Annotated in this window: 14 protein-coding genes and 7 tRNA genes; 9 read left to right on the top strand and 12 right to left on the bottom strand. The window is 61.9% G+C overall.

Features of this window, described 5'->3' with window-relative positions:
* From WBA38_RS08315 to WBA38_RS08280, 8 genes are all read right to left on the bottom strand, one after another.
* Positions 1 to 467: DUF222 domain-containing protein (locus WBA38_RS08315; RefSeq protein ID WP_424322461.1), on the bottom strand; the 467-nt coding region annotated here is incomplete at its 3' end.
* Positions 468 to 601: 134 nt separating this feature from the next.
* Positions 602 to 1,471 (bottom strand): DUF4261 domain-containing protein, encoded by an 870-nt coding sequence (locus WBA38_RS08310; protein WP_424322460.1) that lies wholly within the window; start codon positions 1,469 to 1,471, stop codon positions 602 to 604.
* Positions 1,472 to 1,593: 122 nt separating this feature from the next.
* Positions 1,594 to 1,668 (bottom strand) — tRNA-Val (locus WBA38_RS08305).
* A 47-nt stretch (positions 1,669 to 1,715) separates the two neighbouring features.
* Positions 1,716 to 1,789, bottom strand: a tRNA-Cys gene (locus WBA38_RS08300).
* Positions 1,790 to 1,835: 46 nt separating this feature from the next.
* A tRNA-Gly gene (locus WBA38_RS08295) sits at positions 1,836 to 1,908 on the bottom strand.
* Positions 1,909 to 2,145: 237 nt separating this feature from the next.
* Positions 2,146 to 2,220 (bottom strand) — tRNA-Val (locus WBA38_RS08290).
* A 44-nt stretch (positions 2,221 to 2,264) separates the two neighbouring features.
* Positions 2,265 to 2,338: transfer RNA gene (locus WBA38_RS08285), tRNA-Cys, on the bottom strand.
* A gap of 51 nt (positions 2,339 to 2,389) precedes the next feature.
* Positions 2,390 to 2,462 (bottom strand) — tRNA-Gly (locus WBA38_RS08280).
* A 201-nt stretch (positions 2,463 to 2,663) separates the two neighbouring features.
* On the opposite strand from WBA38_RS08280, the gene WBA38_RS08275 reads away from it, so the two are divergent.
* Positions 2,664 to 2,735: transfer RNA gene (locus WBA38_RS08275), tRNA-Val, on the top strand.
* A gap of 80 nt (positions 2,736 to 2,815) precedes the next feature.
* On the opposite strand, the gene WBA38_RS08270 is transcribed toward WBA38_RS08275, so the two are convergent.
* Entirely contained in the window at positions 2,816 to 3,991 is a 1,176-nt protein-coding gene (locus tag WBA38_RS08270) for a PucR family transcriptional regulator (RefSeq protein ID WP_424322459.1), read from the bottom strand.
* Between the two features lie 117 nt (positions 3,992 to 4,108).
* Between WBA38_RS08270 and WBA38_RS08265 the strand changes: the two genes are divergently transcribed.
* Entirely contained in the window at positions 4,109 to 5,674 is a 1,566-nt protein-coding gene (locus tag WBA38_RS08265; RefSeq protein ID WP_424322458.1) for a flavin-containing monooxygenase, read from the top strand.
* Positions 5,671 to 6,537 (top strand): alpha/beta fold hydrolase, encoded by an 867-nt coding sequence (locus WBA38_RS08260; RefSeq protein ID WP_424322457.1) that lies wholly within the window; start codon positions 5,671 to 5,673, stop codon positions 6,535 to 6,537. The genes WBA38_RS08265 and WBA38_RS08260 overlap by 4 nt, the downstream gene beginning before the upstream one ends.
* 123 nt (positions 6,538 to 6,660) lie before the next feature.
* On the opposite strand, the gene WBA38_RS08255 is transcribed toward WBA38_RS08260, so the two are convergent.
* From WBA38_RS08255 to WBA38_RS08245, 3 genes are read right to left on the bottom strand one after another with little or no spacing between them, the layout of a single operon-like run.
* Positions 6,661 to 7,788, bottom strand: coding sequence for an ABC transporter ATP-binding protein (locus WBA38_RS08255; protein ID WP_424322456.1), 1,128 nt, complete (start codon positions 7,786 to 7,788; stop codon positions 6,661 to 6,663).
* Positions 7,733 to 8,497, bottom strand: coding sequence for an ABC transporter transmembrane domain-containing protein (locus WBA38_RS08250; protein ID WP_424296953.1), 765 nt, complete (start codon positions 8,495 to 8,497; stop codon positions 7,733 to 7,735). Before WBA38_RS08250 ends, WBA38_RS08255 begins: the two co-directional genes overlap by 56 nt.
* The gene (locus WBA38_RS08245; protein ID WP_424322455.1) at positions 8,494 to 10,248 is read right to left on the bottom strand and encodes an ABC transporter ATP-binding protein; all 1,755 of its coding nucleotides are present in this window, start codon (positions 10,246 to 10,248) and stop codon (positions 8,494 to 8,496) included. Before WBA38_RS08245 ends, WBA38_RS08250 begins: the two co-directional genes overlap by 4 nt.
* Before the next feature lie 189 nt (positions 10,249 to 10,437).
* Here WBA38_RS08245 and WBA38_RS08240 point away from each other — a divergent pair, with 189 nt between their 5' ends.
* The 6 genes from WBA38_RS08240 to WBA38_RS08215 are packed head-to-tail and all read left to right on the top strand — an operon-like array spanning position 10,438 to position 17,202.
* A complete protein-coding gene (locus WBA38_RS08240) occupies positions 10,438 to 11,787 on the top strand; it encodes a glycosyltransferase 87 family protein (RefSeq protein WP_424293946.1) in 1,350 nt (449 codons plus the stop codon).
* A 13-nt stretch (positions 11,788 to 11,800) separates the two neighbouring features.
* Entirely contained in the window at positions 11,801 to 13,903 is a 2,103-nt protein-coding gene (gene thrS / locus WBA38_RS08235) for a threonine--tRNA ligase (protein WP_424322454.1), read from the top strand.
* Complete coding sequence (locus tag WBA38_RS08230) at positions 13,900 to 14,430, top strand: HIT family protein (protein ID WP_424322453.1); 531 nt, start codon at positions 13,900 to 13,902, stop codon at positions 14,428 to 14,430. Before thrS ends, WBA38_RS08230 begins: the two co-directional genes overlap by 4 nt.
* Positions 14,431 to 14,438: 8 nt before the next feature.
* Positions 14,439 to 15,140 (top strand): phosphatidylinositol phosphate synthase, encoded by a 702-nt coding sequence (gene pgsA / locus WBA38_RS08225; protein WP_424296526.1) that lies wholly within the window; start codon positions 14,439 to 14,441, stop codon positions 15,138 to 15,140.
* 2 nt (positions 15,141 to 15,142) lie between these two features.
* Positions 15,143 to 16,081, top strand: a complete 939-nt coding sequence (locus WBA38_RS08220) for a phosphatidylinositol mannoside acyltransferase (protein ID WP_424322452.1) — start codon at positions 15,143 to 15,145, stop codon at positions 16,079 to 16,081.
* The gene (locus tag WBA38_RS08215; protein WP_424296577.1) at positions 16,078 to 17,202 is read left to right on the top strand and encodes a glycosyltransferase family 4 protein; all 1,125 of its coding nucleotides are present in this window, start codon (positions 16,078 to 16,080) and stop codon (positions 17,200 to 17,202) included. Before WBA38_RS08220 ends, WBA38_RS08215 begins: the two co-directional genes overlap by 4 nt.
* Positions 17,203 to 17,229: the final 27 nt, after the last annotated feature.

Raw genomic sequence — 17,229 nt, 5'->3', positions numbered from 1 at the left:
GCTCGAGTAGCCCGGTCGGCCGCGGCCGGGATTTTCCGCATCACCGCATCAATCTCGACCACATGGTCGGCACTGATAGCGCCGTCGGCGACCGCCTGGGCGGTGGCCGGAAACACCGGCGGCAGAGCCTCACCCTGCAAATTGGCCAGGCGGGCGATGCCTGCGCCGGTGATCCGGCGGCGCTTGGCCTCCCCGTCACCGAGGCGTAGGCCTCCGGCGAGGAAAGCGTGCAGTGAGAGGAACCCGGCCTTGCGGTAGGCACCGCGGTCGGAGATCTCGGCCAGCAGCGCCGAGTTCGCGCCGTCGAAGCGGCGGTTGGCCCGCTCAAGGACCTCCGCGGTTTCCAGGAGTTGCCCCTCGGTGGAAGCGGTGAACACTGCGCCGGCGAGTTGCGTCATCGCCGCGTCGATAACGACCGCGAGTTCGGCCGGATCGGCCAACTCGGCGATTGCCTGGGTTAGGTCCATCGGGTCCACCTCCTCGCGGCGTTAGTGAAGAAGCTGTAGTGAACTAGTTCACTGTGTGTTCGTTTATTTGTGTGAACACTATCGCGAGGGTCTGACAATTCTCGTCGCCGCTGGTTGGGGCTGAAAAGTTGAAGCTACTTGCGCTTAAACCAGCGACGCTTTGGTGGCTCGTGATCTCGGGCGTCGCTGTTGGGCGGCTCGTACTCGGGGAACTCGTCGCCGACAAATTCGAGGGACAGGACGGTCTTGTCGATTTCCACCTGTGATGGGGCGTGGTGGGCGATGATCTCGGCCGTGTCGGTCTCGCCGAGGGTATCGCCGTCGCCGACCACGGGGCCGTTCTCGAGTTGGTAGATCGCGGTGTTGACGATTCGGGCGAACGACTCTTCAGCGGACTCGTTCGATTCCGGGATTTCGACGTCCATCAGACCAAGCATGTCGAGACCTCGGGTGTGTGCAGTCATGATGCCATCCGGGCGGGGGGCCACATTCAGGGCAACCCAGGCCGGCAGGATCGGGTCGGGGAGGGTTTCCAGGGAAAGCTCGCGGAAGAGCTGTGGAAAGACGATGTGGTTGGCGCTGCCGAAGTACACCGCATCGACCGTGTTGGTGATGGCGATCGTCGAAGCGATCACCATCGACATCAGCGAGGCATCAGCGACCGCGTCGCGATACGACTGTGCTGGTTGTCCCGAGCGCATGACCGAAACCAGGGTGTGTGCGCGGTAGTCGTTCGGTGCGGGCGTCTCATTTGGCCAGAGGCGGCTTAGCAGCGCGACTTCGGTGAGATCGTCGCCCACGGTCTCCGGAACGCCCATCAGCGCGATCTGTTGCGAACCATAGGTCAGCGACAGGGGAGTGCTGCTCGTTTTGCTGCCAGCGGCGTCGACCGTCAGCGGTTCGGTCAAGAATTGCGGAAAGTCACGCTTTAGCTGTTCGACGAGACGCTCAGCCGTGAGTTCAGGATCAAGTTGGCTTTGGAAGAGCATCGCGAGACTGGGCACGGAGTCCGGTCCTTTTCGTGAGGTGGCGGGGGAAATTCGACGTTGTCGAACCTCATCCTGCCATGCCGAATCCCGGGCCACGACAGCGAACAAGCCCGTCGGAAATCCGACGGGCTTGTTGCTGGTGCGCAATACAAGGATTGAACTTGTGACCTCTTCCGTGTCAGGGAAGCGCTCTCCCACTGAGCTAATCGCGCGTGTGTGGAAAGTATTAAATTTTCTGCCCTGAACTTTACAGTTCCGGTGGAGGTGGCGACGGGAATCGAACCCGTGTGCACGGCTTTGCAGGCCGTTGCCTCACCACTCGGCCACGCCACCAGGTACAAGCTGACTCGCGTCGAACGTGTGCGAGAAACTCGCTCCGAGCGGATGACGGGATTCGAACCCGCGACCCTCACCTTGGCAAGGTGATGCGCTACCAGCTGCGCCACATCCGCATGCCGGTGAACTCGTCTTGTGGACGTTGTTGCTCACCGGCGACAACAAACACTAGCGTTCTCGGATCGCGATTTGCAAACCGGGGATGTCGGTTCGGTGAAAAATGGGTTCTGACAAGGGGTTTGGCGTGGAGGGCGATGTTGGCCGCGGCTGGCTTCAACAGCGCGGAGCCGAATGCCAGCGTGGGAGGCGCAACGAGTTCGGGCCCCGGCAAATGCCGGGGCCCGAACTCGTGCTGGTGCGCGATACAAGGATTGAACTTGTGACCTCTTCCGTGTCAGGGAAGCGCTCTCCCACTGAGCTAATCGCGCGTGTGTGGAAAGTGTAAAGCTGTTGTCGCCTTGAAGGCTATTTGTGGAGGTGGCGACGGGAATCGAACCCGTGTGCACGGCTTTGCAGGCCGTTGCCTCACCACTCGGCCACGCCACCGGGTGCGAAAACTCTCGCTATGAAAATGATCAAGCGAGAAAACTCGCTCCGAGCGGATGACGGGATTCGAACCCGCGACCCTCACCTTGGCAAGGTGATGCGCTACCAGCTGCGCCACATCCGCATGCTCGTGAGTTGCCTTTTGGGCGCTGCTCACCAGCGATGAGAACATTAGCGGGATGCGGGCGCAGAACACAAATCGCCTGGTCATCGTCTTACATGCGTGTGATTACGTGGGGATTTGGTGAGCTATACGACCAGTGTGTAATCTGACATCTCGTGTGAAGCAGCGGCGTTCGATAGTCCTGCGCACAAAATCGCATACGGTCCCGTGGCTCAGTGGAAGAGCGTCCCGTTCACACCGGGAAGGTCGCTGGTTCGATCCCAGCCGGGACCACAACGAAAGCCCCCTGGAAGCAGGGGGCCTTTTCGTCGCGAAATCTAGCTGGTTCCACGAGGAGGGTCGGCGGCCTATCGTCACGCGTGCGGCGCGTGTGTAGCAATTCCGAGGTCGTCGAAGAGCCTCAACGCCAACTCCAATTCGAGTCGTTGTGGCGAAATTGGACGCTCAAGCAGCTCTTCAATCTGCGTCAGTCGATAGCGCACGGTGTTGTGGTGCAGGCCGAGTCGAGTGCCGGCCTGGCGAGAATTCCCACCCACTTCGAGGAACGCTTGCAGGGTGTCGCGTTGTCGTTGTGCTGCGTCGGTGGTGGCCATCAGCGGCCCCAGGGCGCCGGTGACGAATTCGAGTGCCCGGTGTGGATCGACAACGCAGAGAGCCGTCACGGCGACGTTTTCGATCAAGGCGACGGCACCGGCCGGGTTCAGTTCGGCCACCCGTAACGCTTCGGTGGCTTCCGCGTGGCTGGCCCTGAACCCGTCGAGTCCCGGTCGTACACGCCCCACTCCGACCCAAACTCCCGGGACCTCGGCGTCGCGGACTGGCCCCGAACCCCAGCACCACAGGGTGGAGTCGTCGAACGGGATCTGGAGAGGCGTCGGGCCGGTGAAGAGTGCCCTGGCGGCATGGGCAAGGTCGACGGCGACGCCGGTCCGGCGCAGTACCACGGCCTGATGCTTGCCTGCCAAGCGATAGCCAAGGCGAGCTTCAATGGACGTCAGATTAGCCGGGTCGCTGGAGAGTAGGAGTCGCACATCCGCCAACTGGCGGAGAGCGCGCTCACGCGTGATCCGCTCGTCTTCGGCCTTGAACTCATGCGCCATTTGGGCCAGGACACGATCCATCCACGTCAGTACGAAGCGGGTCCCGTACGTGGCGGTGGGGACGGCTTTGGCATCTGTGGCGAACCTGTCGGTGACCGCCTTCGACCACCGTTCCATCGTGTCGTAGGCACCAACCCGATAGGCGCGGCTGACGACATCGAGAGCGATTCCGTAAACGACAAGCGTCCGGATGTGTCCGAGCGCCTCGGCCGAAAGTTCAACTGACTCGGGCGGAACGCCGGCAATCAAGGCGTCGAGCACCACGATGGTGTTGGCGCGGCACGAGATCAGCAAGATCTCTTCCAGTCGAGCGGCGTGTAGTTCCGGAACCTGGAGCGAAATTGCTTGGGCATTGCGGCGAGCGACGTTATCTATGTCGTCGCGCAAGTCGTGCGCCACTTTCGAGACCATGTCTCGCACCGCAGTCATAACGCCAGTTTGAGCCATTTGGTCAAAGAAGTCGACAATTTCGACCACCTGGCTGTGTTAACTGTCGCTAAAAGTTGGGAACGTGTTGTGCATCACCAAAAACTAGGAGGTCTCGTGATGACAACTACTTCGCCTGACCGCGTGCTGCCAGATCATGCTGATGTGCTGATCGTTGGTGCGGGCATCTCTGGAATCGGGATGGCGTACCACCTGACGCAACAACCCGGTCGAACTTTCGCGATGGTCGACGCGCGGGATTCCATCGGTGGAACATGGGACTTCTTCAAGTATCCCGGACTTCGGTCCGACTCCGACCTTCACACCTTCATGTTCAGCTTCAAGCCATGGACGTCGAAGAACGCCATCGCTGACGCGCCAGAAATCATGATGTACCTCAACGAAACGGTCGACGAACTCGGCCTGCGCAAGCATCTATATCTCGGACAGCGAGTCAACTCTGCTGACTTCAACTCCGAAGAGGGGCGCTGGCATGTGGAACTCGAGCACAACGGCACTACTCGAACCGTGACCTGCCAAATCTTCTTCTCGGCTGCGGGGTACTACAGCTACGACGGCGGCTACACCCCGGAGTTTCCAGGGATCGAATCATTCGCTGGGCAGGTAGTTCACCCCCAGGGATGGCCCGAAGACCTCGACTATGTCGGCAAGCGCGTTGTTGTCATCGGCAGCGGTGCCACGGCTGTCACGATCGTGCCCGCGATGGCGGAAAACGCCGGGCACGTGACGATGCTGCAGAGATCGCCGTCGTATGTGCTGTCTCTGCCGCGACAGGATCCGATCGCGAACGGACTCCGCGCGGTCCTTCCGGAGAGGCTGGCGTACCGATTGACGCGGCGGTTCAACACCTTCAAGGGACAGGCCATCTACTATTCCGCGCAAAGGTGGCCGAATGCCGTGCGGAAGTTGATCAGGAAGCTCACGGCAAACGCACTGCCCGAGGGCTATCCCGTCGATACTCACTTCAATCCGACCTACAACCCGTGGGACGAGCGGCTGTGTCTCATCCCGGACGGCGACTTCTTCGGTGCAATTTCGAGCGGTAGAGCATCGATTGTTACGGACCGAATCGCGAGCTTCGACGAGACCGGTATCTTGCTCGAATCGGGTGATCACCTCGACGCCGATATCGTCGTCACGGCAACCGGCCTGAACACGCAGGCTTTCGGGGGCATCGAGTACAGCATCGACGGTGAGCCGATCGACATCTCGCAGACGGTCGCCTACAAGTCGATGATGTTGAGCGGCGTGCCAAACTTCGCGTTCACCATCGGCTACACAAACCTCACCTGGACGCTGAAGGTGGACCCGGTCGGTGAGCACCTCTGCCGGCTGCTTGACCATATGGATCGCACTGGAAATACCGTGATGACGCCGATGATCGATCCAGAAGCCGAAGTTGAATCGCTCTTCGACATGCAGTCCGGTTATCTGCAGCGTGCGGCGGCCACCTTCCCGCGTCGGGGCCGCGAAGGATCGTGGACGATGGATCAAGACTTCTCCGTCGATAAGGCCCGCCTGAGTGATGGGCCAATTGAAGATCCGGACTTGCACTTCTCAGCACCCGCGCCGACCGCAGCGCAGACCCGACAGAAGCAGTCGGCCAAGCCGCAGAAGGCAGTGAACCTGACGGTCGCAATCGAGGAAGATGTGGTGTCGGCATGACCAGTCAATTTATCGACGTTGAAGGTCGTCGGGTCCGCGTGAAGCTCGCTGGCGACAGCGGTGCGCCGCCTTTGGTGCTGGTGCATGGGATCAGCAGCAGCTTGGAAGATTGGGCGGCGGTCATCGCCGAGTTCGCCACCGACTATCGGGTCATCGCACTCGATGTTCCAGGTTTCGGATACTCCGATCCGGCTCCCGATTCGATCACCATCAATGCGCTCGCCGATGCGACCGTCGGTGTTTTAGATGCGTTGGGTGAGATGCGTCCAGCTCAATGGATTGGGAACTCGCTCGGCGGTGCGATCGCGTTGGCGGCCTCGGTCCGGCACCCGGATCGGGTGAGTTCTCTGGTCCTTGTTAGTCCGGCGGCATTCGGACGCTCGGTCACTCCGCTGTTGCGGTCATTGACGGTCCCCGTGCTGGGCAAGATTCTGGCGAGCAGGCCGAACCGAAACTCCGTGGCCATGCTGCAGAAGCAAGTCTTCGCCGATCCAGCACTCGCTACCCGATACCGGATCGACCATGCGATGGCGATCGCCAAGGAAACTGATGCGGGTGAGTTTTCGCGGCGCGTGGCTGCAGAAGTCGCTAGCGTGCGCGGGGTGAAGGAAAAGTGGCGGCGCCAGCTGCTCGCGCAGGCGGCCGCGAATCCCGTTCCGACCACGGTGGTCTGGGGTGCCAAGGATCGTATTCTGCCCGCCTCCCACGCCGGGGCAGTGCGGGCGGCACTCCCGCACGCTGACGTCGTTGTGCTGCCGGGAGTCGGCCACATGGCGCAGTTGGAGGTTCCCGAGCGGTTCCTCGCGATCGCACGGCCATTCCTGGCTGCGACTTGCGTGACCGAGGCCCAGTCAGCGCTTTAAAGAACCGTCAGCGCTTTAAAGAACCGTCGGCCCGCTAGAAAAAGGATCACTGTCGCCAATGGCCCGCGCCGCGAGCGGTGCGGGCCATTGGCGACGGTCGCTTGTCGGAGATGACGACGGACACTACACGCTGACAGCTTCGGTCTCGGCGCGAGAGTAGAGGCGCGCGAACTCGCCGCCCGCGGCGAGGAGATCGTTGGCCGTGCCGTGCTCGACGATCCGACCATCCTTGAGCACGGCGATGGAGTCGGCCGTTGCCAGCGTGGAGTAGCGGTGGGTCACGATCAGTGTGGTGGTGCGATCCCGGAGCGCCTCAAGACCACGACTGATAATCAGCTCTGTGCGAGGATCGGCAGCACTCGTTGCCTCGTCGAGGATAAGAATTTCGGGGTTGGCGGCGAGCGCCCGTGCCACCGTCAGCAACTGCTTCTCGCCGGCACTGAGGAGGCCACTGTCACCCGACACCCGCGTATCGCGACCATTAGTGAGACCGGCAAGAAGCACGTCGATCATCGGGTCTTCGTCCGCCTTCTCCTCGTCGCAATCTGCGGGGGCACCGTAGGCGACGTTTTCGCCAGCGGTGCCGGTAAAGACCCAAGGATCTTGCGTTACGACAGCCAAGCGAGAACGCGCTTGGGTTCGGCTTACGGTCGCAATGTCTTCGCCATCGAACGTGATGGTGCCCGACGTGGGATCAAGGAATCGCTGCAACAGGCTGGTGAGAGTTGTCTTCCCCGAACCCGTAGTTCCCACGAGCGCGGTGGTTCTACCCGCAGGCAGCTCTAAGTTGACGCCCTGCAGCACCGGCCTGGCGTCGTCGTAGGCGAAGTAGACGTCGTCGAAGACAATGCGCGGCGGTATCCGATGACGACCGGACGCTGCGGATTCAAGCGGATCGTCGACGGCCGGTGCGGCTTCTTCGGGATCGGCGAGGAACGTTTGGACCCTGCCGAACGAAACGAAGCCGGATTGCAGCTTCGGCAGAATGCTTGTCACCTCTGACACCGGCTGCGACAACTGCTGCGTGTACATGACGATCGCCTGCAGTGCGCCCAGGGTCACCGCACCGTCGAGCAGTCGCAATGCGCCGAGGATTGCGATGATGACGAAGACCACCGCATTGCAGAAGGTCAAAACCGGGGTCAGTGACCCGCTCCACGCCTGACTCGTGCGTGTGGCGCGTTCGAGGCGGTCGTTAAGTTCGCCGAACTCGTTTGCTGTCTGCGGGGTCGCGTCGTAGGCGGAGATCATGTCGCGCGCTATAAACGTCTTCAACGTGGGCGGTGATTGCCGAGGTGGTCTGCCATTGGCGTTCCATGTGCGGCTTCGCATAGCGAAGGACCACCAGTCCCAGGATCGCGGTGACCGGAATGGTCGCGAACGCAATCATCGCAAAGAACGGCGAAATCAGGAGCAGGGCGACGGCGACGGCGACCATCGTCAGCACCAGGACCGGCAGTTGCACAAACAGCGGACCGATCACGGTCGCAAGATTGTCGACGTCAACTGTCATCGCATTGAGCACTTCGCCACGACGACGACCTTCGAGGCGTTCAACGGGCAGTCGGTGAACTTTGTGCTCTACGCGTTCGCGGATCCGACGAATAGCGTTCGCAACGGCAGAATTCACCAGCAGGCCGCTACCAACCCGGGCACCCGTCAACACCACGATTGCCGCCACCGTGTACCCGGCGGCCATCCACAGTCGCGACCAATCGATCGCGGCGCCCGGCACGGTTCCCATGCGCTCGGCCATCCGATCGAGATCCGTCTGATCGGATGCGGAATCGAGTTTGCCGCCGATCACACCGCTGAAAATGATGTTGGTGATCTGGGCCAGGAAGAAGGGGATCGCGATGGTGGCTGCCGCAGAGAGCACCGCGAGGACCAGTGCGAGGCTCAGCCGCCAATCGGAACCGAGGAACCGCTTAAGCATGCGGACAGCTTGGACGAGCTTCATGCAATCACCGGCGCTTGGGCATCGGAGAACTCCCGGTACACCTCGCAGCGTGACAACAGCGTCTCGTGTGTCCCGATGTCGATGATTGTCCGGCGATCGAGAACCGCGATCTGATCGGCCGTGCGAATGTTCTCCACCTGTTGATCGGCAAGAATCACGGTGGCATTCGGGAGCGCATCCCGGATGCCGACGATGACGGCTTCGGCGGTCTGCCGGTCGAGCGCCGACATCGCCGCATCCAGGCAGAGGATCCGCGGATTTCGCAGAAGTGCACGCGCAATGGCCAGGCGCTGCCGCTGGCCACCCGAAAAGTTGGCACCCCCTTGCGTGACTTCGGCCGCCAATCCACCGCGACCGATGACCGTCTCAGCGATTTGCGCGGCCTCCAGCGCCCGCCACATGTCTGCCTCGTCTGCGTCGGGCGCTCCGAGGCGAAGGTTTGATTCGACGGTGCCTGCGATCAATGACCGTCCCTGCCCGACGAAGCTAACAGCGCTGCGCAACTGCGATAGGTCCCATTGAGGCACGGGGATCGACGCGGCCAGCACGGTACCGGATGTCGGGTCGAGTAGGCGGGGAACTAACGATACGAGCGTCGACTTTCCGCTTGACGTACTGCCAATGATGGCGGTTACTTTGCCCGGCGGGCAGGTGAGAGTGACACCGGAAATGGCGGGACGATCGGCGCCGGCGTACCGGACCTCAATATTGGAAAACCGCAGGGGGAGTGGACCGTCGACGCGGGAGGTGCCGACGTCGGCGAGACCGGATGGACGATCAATGACTTCGCTTAGCCGGGCAGCGCTGGCGCGTGCGCGGGGCAAAATGCCAGCCAACGCAATGAACAGGGTGATGCCGACAACGATCTGAAGTAGGTATCCGGTGAAAGCGGTCAAGCCGCCGATCGTAAGATCGCCGGATTCGATGAAGTGCGCGCCCAGCAGATTGGTGGCCAGAGAGGCGACATTGGAGACGAGTAGCACGCCCGGCAGCAGCAACACCCCGAGGGCTCCGACGCGGCGGGTCAGCTGCGTCAGGTCGCCGTTGGCTTCATCGAACCGGGCGCTAGCGGTACGTTCTCGGCCGAACGCCCGGATGATTCGAGTTCCGCCGAGTTGTTCACGGAGCACGCGATTAACACCGTCGACAGCTTTCTGCAGACGGGCCGCGAGCGGAGTGACGAACACAACGTAGGCACCGACGCCGACACCAAGGACGATGGCGGCCACGACGATCACCGGTGCCAATTGCACGGATGTCTGCAGTGACAGGGCGACCGCACCGATGGTCACCAGCGGTGCGGTCAGCGCGATACTGGTAGTCAGGAACACCGCTTGTGCAACTACCGACGTATCGAGCGAGGTGCGCGTGAGCATTGTTGGCGTCCCAAGGTCGTGGAACGTTGCGGTCGAAAACTCTCCAGCGCGCGCATACACCCGGCGTCGTAGATCGGCGGCGGTGCCCGCCGAGAGCGCCGACCCCAAGGCAATGGCCAACAGCGCCGCAATCAGGCCGCACACGGCGACACCGAGCATGATCGTGCCCATCCGCTCGATGTAGCCGATGTCGCCGGCAACGACGCCTTTGTCAATCACGCGGGCATTGAACGCCGGCGCTGCGAGGTTGGCTGCTGTCGCGACCACCTGCGCCAGCAGAATGCCGATGACGATCGGCCGTCGATTCCGCATCGATGATGCAGCAATACGACCCAGCTGGGCGGTCGGTGCGGATCTATGCCGGGCGCGTGTCACGCGTTGCTGCTCCTCTCGGGAAGGGGGTTTCGTGTTGCCAAGCGAGCAGGCAAGCATCGTGGCAGACGGATCGTTGGTCAAGAGCCAGTATGCCGACCGAAAAAGGTCGAATGGCACAGAGACGTCGAAGGCGGCATCTTCGGAGCGTCGCAAGATCAGTCTCCGGGAGTGGTGCCGTACCATCACGAGGTGAATTCCAGTGTGGCGGGTACGCGATCGGTGACCTGGTCGATGGTGGGGATTGCGGCGGTCGCGGCCGCGGCTGTAGTCGCTTGGTTAATCTGGGCTGTCCCGATGGGACACTCGGTATACGGCCTGTTCAACAATGGGATTGATACGCGTGTGTACCGCGGTGGCGCGGCCGCAGTCTGGAACGACCGCCCGCTCTACGAACTCCCGGTTTACAAGGCGTGGCAGTTCACCTATACCCCGTTTGCCGCCATACTGATGGTGCCGTTGGCGTGGATCCCCGAGAATACGGCGCAATTTTTGTGGAACGTCGGCAATGTTGTCGCCCTCTTAGCGTTGGTTTCGGTCTCATTGCGCGCGCTTCGGTTCAAGTTTGATGCGCGCTTCATGGCCTTCGTGGCCCTTTTCAGCGTGGCCGTTGTGTCGTTGGAACCCGTGCACACGACGGTCTGGAACGGCCAGATCAATTTGTGGCTGGCGCTGATCGTGATCGCCGACCAACTGCGTCGCCGCGGCCCGTTGCGTGGCATCGGCATCGGTATCGCCGCGGGAATCAAACTGACCCCGATCTTTTTCGCCGCGTACCTCGTGGTGACAAAACAGTGGCGCGCGGCGATCGTCGCTGTCAGCACGTTCGCGGTCACCATCCTGTTGGGGTTGGCCGTGCTCGGCGGAGAGGCGTGGCAGTACTGGACTGACAGCCTGTCGCAGACCGGCCGGATTGGGCCATTGGAGAGTCCGGCGAATCAGTCGATTAATGGCTTCTTCGCGCGCTTCGTGCCGATGGGGTTCGGTGAAACGCCGAGTTGGCTGTGGATTCCACTGGGGCTTGTTGTTGGGCTTCTCGGGCTGTGGGCGGCGGTCGCCGCACATCGGGACGGTCGAGAACTGCTCGCCCTGTCAATCACGGGCATGACCTCGTGTGCCGTGTCACCGTTCTCCTGGGGACACCATTGGGTTTGGGTGGTTCCGCTGCTGCTGGTTGCCCTCGCCGAGTGTGCCACCCGAACAGACATGAAACGCCCGATTAGCTGGCTGTGGTGGCTGGCACCGGCAACGATCGTTGCCCTGACTTTCACCTGGTGGCACAGCGTGGTCCGCTACGACCACAACGGGAACGAGATCCTGAAATTGACCTTCGGGGTGTTCCGCGCGTTTCGTGCCCCGGAAGGTCCGGGTTGGGAATTGCCCTTCCGTTTGGCGGGCAGTGGGGCCTACGTGCTCCTCCTGCTGCTGACGATCGCGGTAACTCTGTGGATGTGCGACGGTCGTCGCGCGATACGATTTAACGCAGCCGTGCCTGATTCAGACACGACGACAGCAAAACGCACCCCCGTCGATACCGAATAGAGGAACAACGACCGTGTCCGACAATGTCGCATCCGCTGAAAGAGTCCGCCTACCCGAGACCGTCCGGGTTACTGCGGGCACTACCGCGGGTGCCGCCATGCGGGATGCGGATCTGCCTGACGGGGTAGAGCTGCCGAATAAGGGGCCGCAGGCGATTGTCGTGGTCCGCGATGCCGACGGAATGCTCCGCGACCTGTCGTGGGCTCCCGAGGTCGATACCGACGTGACCCCGGTGCCTGCGGATTCCGAGGATGGCCGCAGCGTGATCCGCCACTCCTGCGCGCACGTCCTCGCCCAGGCTGTCCAGGACCTGAACCCCAAGGCGCATCTGGGCATTGGCCCGCCCGTCGTCGACGGCTTCTACTACGACTTCCAGGTTGACGATCCATTCACGCCCGAGGACCTGAAGGCCCTCGAGAAGCAAATGAAGAAGATCATCAAGTCGGGTCAGAAGTTCTCACGCCGCGTGTACGAGTCGAAGGAAGCGGCCCGCGAAGAATTGGCCAATGAGCCGTTCAAGCTGGAGCTGATCGACGACAAGGGCGCCGCCGATGACGCCGAGATCATGGAGGTCGGTGGCGCGGAACTGACCGCCTACGACAACCTGAATCCGCGGACCGGCGAAAAGATCTGGGGTGATCTTTGCCGCGGACCGCACGTCCCGACCACCAAGTACATTTCGGCCTTCACCTTGACGCGTAGTTCTGCCGCGTACTGGCGTGGCGACCAGTCGCTCGCCGATCTGCAGCGCGTGTACGGCACCGCGTGGGAATCGACCGAAGCGATGGACGCCTACCTCGACCGCCTCGCCGAAGCTGAGAAGCGCGACCACCGTCGCCTGGGGTCGGAAATGGACCTGTTTAGCTTTCCCGATGAGCTCGGTTCCGGTCTTCCGGTGTTCCACCCCAAGGGCGGCATCATCCGCAAGGAGATGGAGGACTACTCACGCGAGCAGCACGCTGCAGGCGGCTACGAGTTCGTCAACACCCCGCATGTGACGAAGGCGAACCTGTTTGAGGTTTCCGGTCACCTCGACTGGTACTCGGAGGGCATGTTCCCTCCCATGCACCTCGATGCGGAGTACAACGAGGACGGAACCGTCCGCAAGCCCGGCCAGGACTACTACGTCAAGCCGATGAACTGCCCGATGCACAACCTCATTTACGGCACCAGGGGACGGTCGTACCGTGAGCTGCCGCTGCGGTTGTTCGAGTTCGGTTCGGTGTACCGGTACGAGAAGTCGGGTGTGGTCCACGGTTTGACTCGTGCCCGCGGCTTCACCCAAGACGATGCTCACATCTACTGCACGCAGGAGCAGGTGGTTGAGGAACTGACCACCACCTTGAACTTTGTGCTGCAGTTGCTCAAGGACTACGGTCTCGACGACTTCTACCTGGAACTTTCGACCAAGGATCCGGTCAAATACGTCGGGTCGGATGACGTGTGGGAAGAGGCCACCGAGACTTTGCGCAAGGTCGGCGAGGCTTCCGGACTGGAATTGGTTCCGGACCCCGAGGGTGCCGCGTTCTACGGACCCAAGATTTCGGTGCAGGTCAAGGATGCGCTGGGCCGTACCTGGCAGATGTCGACGATCCAACTCGATTTCAACCTGCCCGAACGCTTCAACCTCGAGTACACGGCCAGCGACGGCACCAAGAAGCGCCCGGTGATGATTCACCGCGCCCTCTTCGGCTCCATCGAACGGTTCTTCGGTGTCCTGACTGAGCATTATGCGGGAGCTTTCCCGGTGTGGCTGTCACCGGTTCAGGTCGTTGGTATCCCGGTTGCCGAGGCTTTTGTTGAGCATCTCGATGGTGTTATCAAGCGACTCAAGGGCCGTCGTGTGCGCGCCGAGGTCGATTTTTCCGACGACCGCATGCAGAAGAAGATTCGCAACCACACCACCGCAAAGGTTCCGTTCATGCTGCTCGCTGGTGAACGGGACGTCGAGGCGGACGCCGTCAGTTTCCGTTTCCGCGATGGCACGCAACTCAATGGCGTTCCCGTCGACGATGCGGTGAACGCTATCGACGAGTGGGAGGAGTCGCGTCGCAACGATTCGCCGACCGCCGAGACGATGAGCGCCTATCTCGACGCCGCCAGGAAGCGCCGATGACTGATCCGGATCATTTGCAGCGGCTGTGGACGCCGCACCGGATGAGCTACATCACTGACGCCGCGGCCCCGAAGCATGCGGCGGACGGTAGTGAACTCACCGGGCATCCGTTTCTCGATATCCCCCGGATGACGGACGAGGACGGGCTCATTATTGCCCGCGGCGAGACGGTGTACGCGGTCCTAAACTTGTACCCGTACAATCCGGGCCACACCATGGTTGTCCCATACCGACAGGTGCCAGACCTGGAGGACTTGACCGACAACGAGAGCGCCGAGCTGATGGCGTTTACGCAGCGGCTGATCCGCGCTATCAAGTCGGTCTCGAACCCGCATGCGTTCAACGTCGGGTTGAATTTGGGTGCGGCCGCGGGCGGTTCGCTCTCGGAGCACCTGCACCAGCACGTGGTCCCGAGGTGGACCGGAGACTCGAACTTCATCACCGTCGTGGGCGACACGAAGGTGCTTCCGCAGCTGCTCCAACAGACTCGCAGTCTGTTGGCGCAGGCGTGGAACGAACTTCAGTGAGGACGTAAATGCTCAGCATCCTTGGACGCGCATCGGTTTCGAAGGTGACGTTGCCGATCGGCCGCGCGCTCAATCGCACCGGGTTGACACCGGACGGCATGACGATCGTGGGCACGGTGATTACCGTTGCCGGATCGATTGCCTTGTTCTCCCAGGGCTACCTGTTTGCGGGCGCCCTGGTGACTTGGGCTTTCGTAATGTTCGACATGCTCGACGGGGCGATGGCTCGCGCTCGCGGCGGCGGCACCCGGTTTGGATCGGTGCTCGACGCGACGTGCGACCGCATCGCTGACGGCGCGATTTTCGGTGCTCTCGCCTGGTGGGCAGCGATCACCAAACCGCATGAGTTGCTGCTGATTGCGACCCTGATCTGCTTGGTGACTTCGCAGGTGATCTCGTACGCAAAGGCGCGCGCGGAAGCCGCAGGCCTGTACGGCGACGGTGGCCTCATCGAACGTCCAGATCGGTTGATCATCGTGCTGGTGGGTGCCGGGCTAACGGACTTCCCAGGTCTGCACTGGACGTGGGCCATCCACATCGCCATGTGGGCTCTGGCGGTGTTGTCGTTGATCACCGTCGGTCAGCGCATGTGGTCTATCTACTGCTCGCCCGGTGCTCGCGATCTGATTCCGATGGCCAAGCCCGACGACGAAGACGCGGGAACCGACTCCGACGGCGATGCCTCAAGCAACGTCGGTGGCGAGGGTTAATCATGCTCGGGAACCTCACAGATTTGGCTGCAGACCTGGGCTATCGGACCGGTTGGGCGGCCGTGCGATTTGCGCCGGAGGCCCTAGCGCGCGGAGTATTCGACGCCGTCGGGACGATCGCTGGAAGGCGAGGTGGGGGACCGGAGCAACTCCGCAGAAACCTCTCGCGAGTTATCGGTACCACTCCCGAAGAGGTCCCCACGGAACTCCTTGAGGAGGCCATGCGGTCGTACGCGCGGTATTGGCGCGAGGCGTTCCGCCTACCGACGACCAACGTCGCCGAGATCGTGGCAAGTCTCGAAATCTCCGATCACGACCGGCAGATGATTGACGACCTATCGACGTCGGACCAGGGCCTGGTGATAGCCCTGCCGCACTCGGGCAACTGGGACACTTGCGGCGTGTGGCTGGCTTCGCAATACGGTCAGTTTTCGACCGTCGCCGAACGGTTGAAGCCAGAATCGCTGTTCAACCAGTTCGTCGAGTACCGCGAATCTTTGGGGTTCGAGGTGTTTCCCCTGACCGGCGGAGAGCAACCGCCGATGGCACTGCTCGCCGACCGACTCCGGGCCGGCGGAACGATCTGCTTGATGGCAGACCGAGACCTTTCGCACAACGGGGTTCCGGTCACGCTTTTCGGGGAACGGACCCGGTTCCCGGCGGGCCCGGCAAAGTTGGCGATCCAGACCGGCTCGCCGCTGCTGGCCGCCCACCACAGTTACACCGGGGAGAAGACCTCGCTGTTGCGTTGCGGCACCCTCATCGATACCTCGGGCGGCGTTGAAGCCGCGACCCAGCTGCTGGCCGATTCCTTTGCGGAAAATATCGCCAAGGCACCTGCCGACTGGCACATGCTGCAGCCGCTCTGGGAGAGCGATTGGTCGCAGGAACGTCGTGACCGACTAGCCGAACCCCGTGCGGGAGAAGCGGACCCGGCATGAAGATCGGGATGATCTGTCCTTATTCGTTCGACGTTCCGGGCGGCGTTCAAGCGCATGTCATCGAACTCGCGGAAGTGTTTATTAAGCGGGGGCACGAGGTGCGGGTGCTGGCACCCGCGGGCCCGGACATCGAGATGCCCGACTATTTTGACTCCGCCGGGCCAGCTCTCGGTATTCCCTACAACGGTTCGGTGTCCCGGGTTGCCTTCTCGCCCAAGGCATATCACCGACTTCGTCGGTGGATCGATGTTAATTCTTTCGATGTGCTGCACGTGCACGAGCCGAATGCGCCGAGTTTGTCGATGATGTCACTGATGGTGGCGTCGGGGCCGATCGTCACGACCTTTCACACGGCAACCACCAAGTCGATGTGGCTGACGGTCTTCGATTCGGTGCTCCGCCAATACCGGGAGCGAATTTCCGGAAAGATTGCGGTTTCCGAACTCGCCCGCCGCTGGCAGATGGAGTCCATCGGGAACGACGCTGTCGAAATCCCCAATGGCATCGACTACCGCTCATTCGCCGATGCAACGCCACTGGACGGGTTCCCACTGCCTGGTCGCACCGTGATGTTCCTCGGCCGATACGACGAACCGCGCAAGGGTGTCGACATCCTGATGCGAGCGCTCCCGCATATCGTCGAAGCGTTTCCCGACGTCACGATCCTGGTGGTCGGCGGCGGCGACGAGAAGGCGCTGCGTCGTAGGGCACGCGATCTCGCTGGACATCTGCGGTTCCTGGGCATGGTTGATGACGAAACCAAGGCTCGAGCCCTGGCCAGTTCCGATGTATACGTGGCCCCGAACCTCGGTGGTGAAAGCTTCGGAATCGTTCTGGTGGAAGCGATGGCCGCCGGTGCCGCAGTCGTTGCTAGTGACCTGGTGGCCTTCCACCGAGTTCTCGATTCGGGCCGGGCGGGCCGGTTGGTTGAGACCGGGTCGCCGGTCGAATTGGCTGAGGCCGTCATCGACCTGCTCGGCGATGAGGGCAAACGGCAAGAGCTCATTGCCCGCGGCCGGATACGCGCGGAAGGCTACGACTGGAGTCATGTGGCCGACGAGATTCAACGGGTGTACGACACGGTGACTCTCGGAGCGGGTCCGGTTGTTGTGTCCGACTAGGCCGTCCGGCCTCTCCACATCATCACG

Origin of the sequence: Gordonia sp. (in: high G+C Gram-positive bacteria), assembly GCF_049647785.1 — a bacterium.
Classification (GTDB): domain Bacteria; phylum Actinomycetota; class Actinomycetes; order Mycobacteriales; family Mycobacteriaceae; genus Gordonia.
This window is presented reverse-complemented; position numbering and strand designations above follow the sequence as displayed.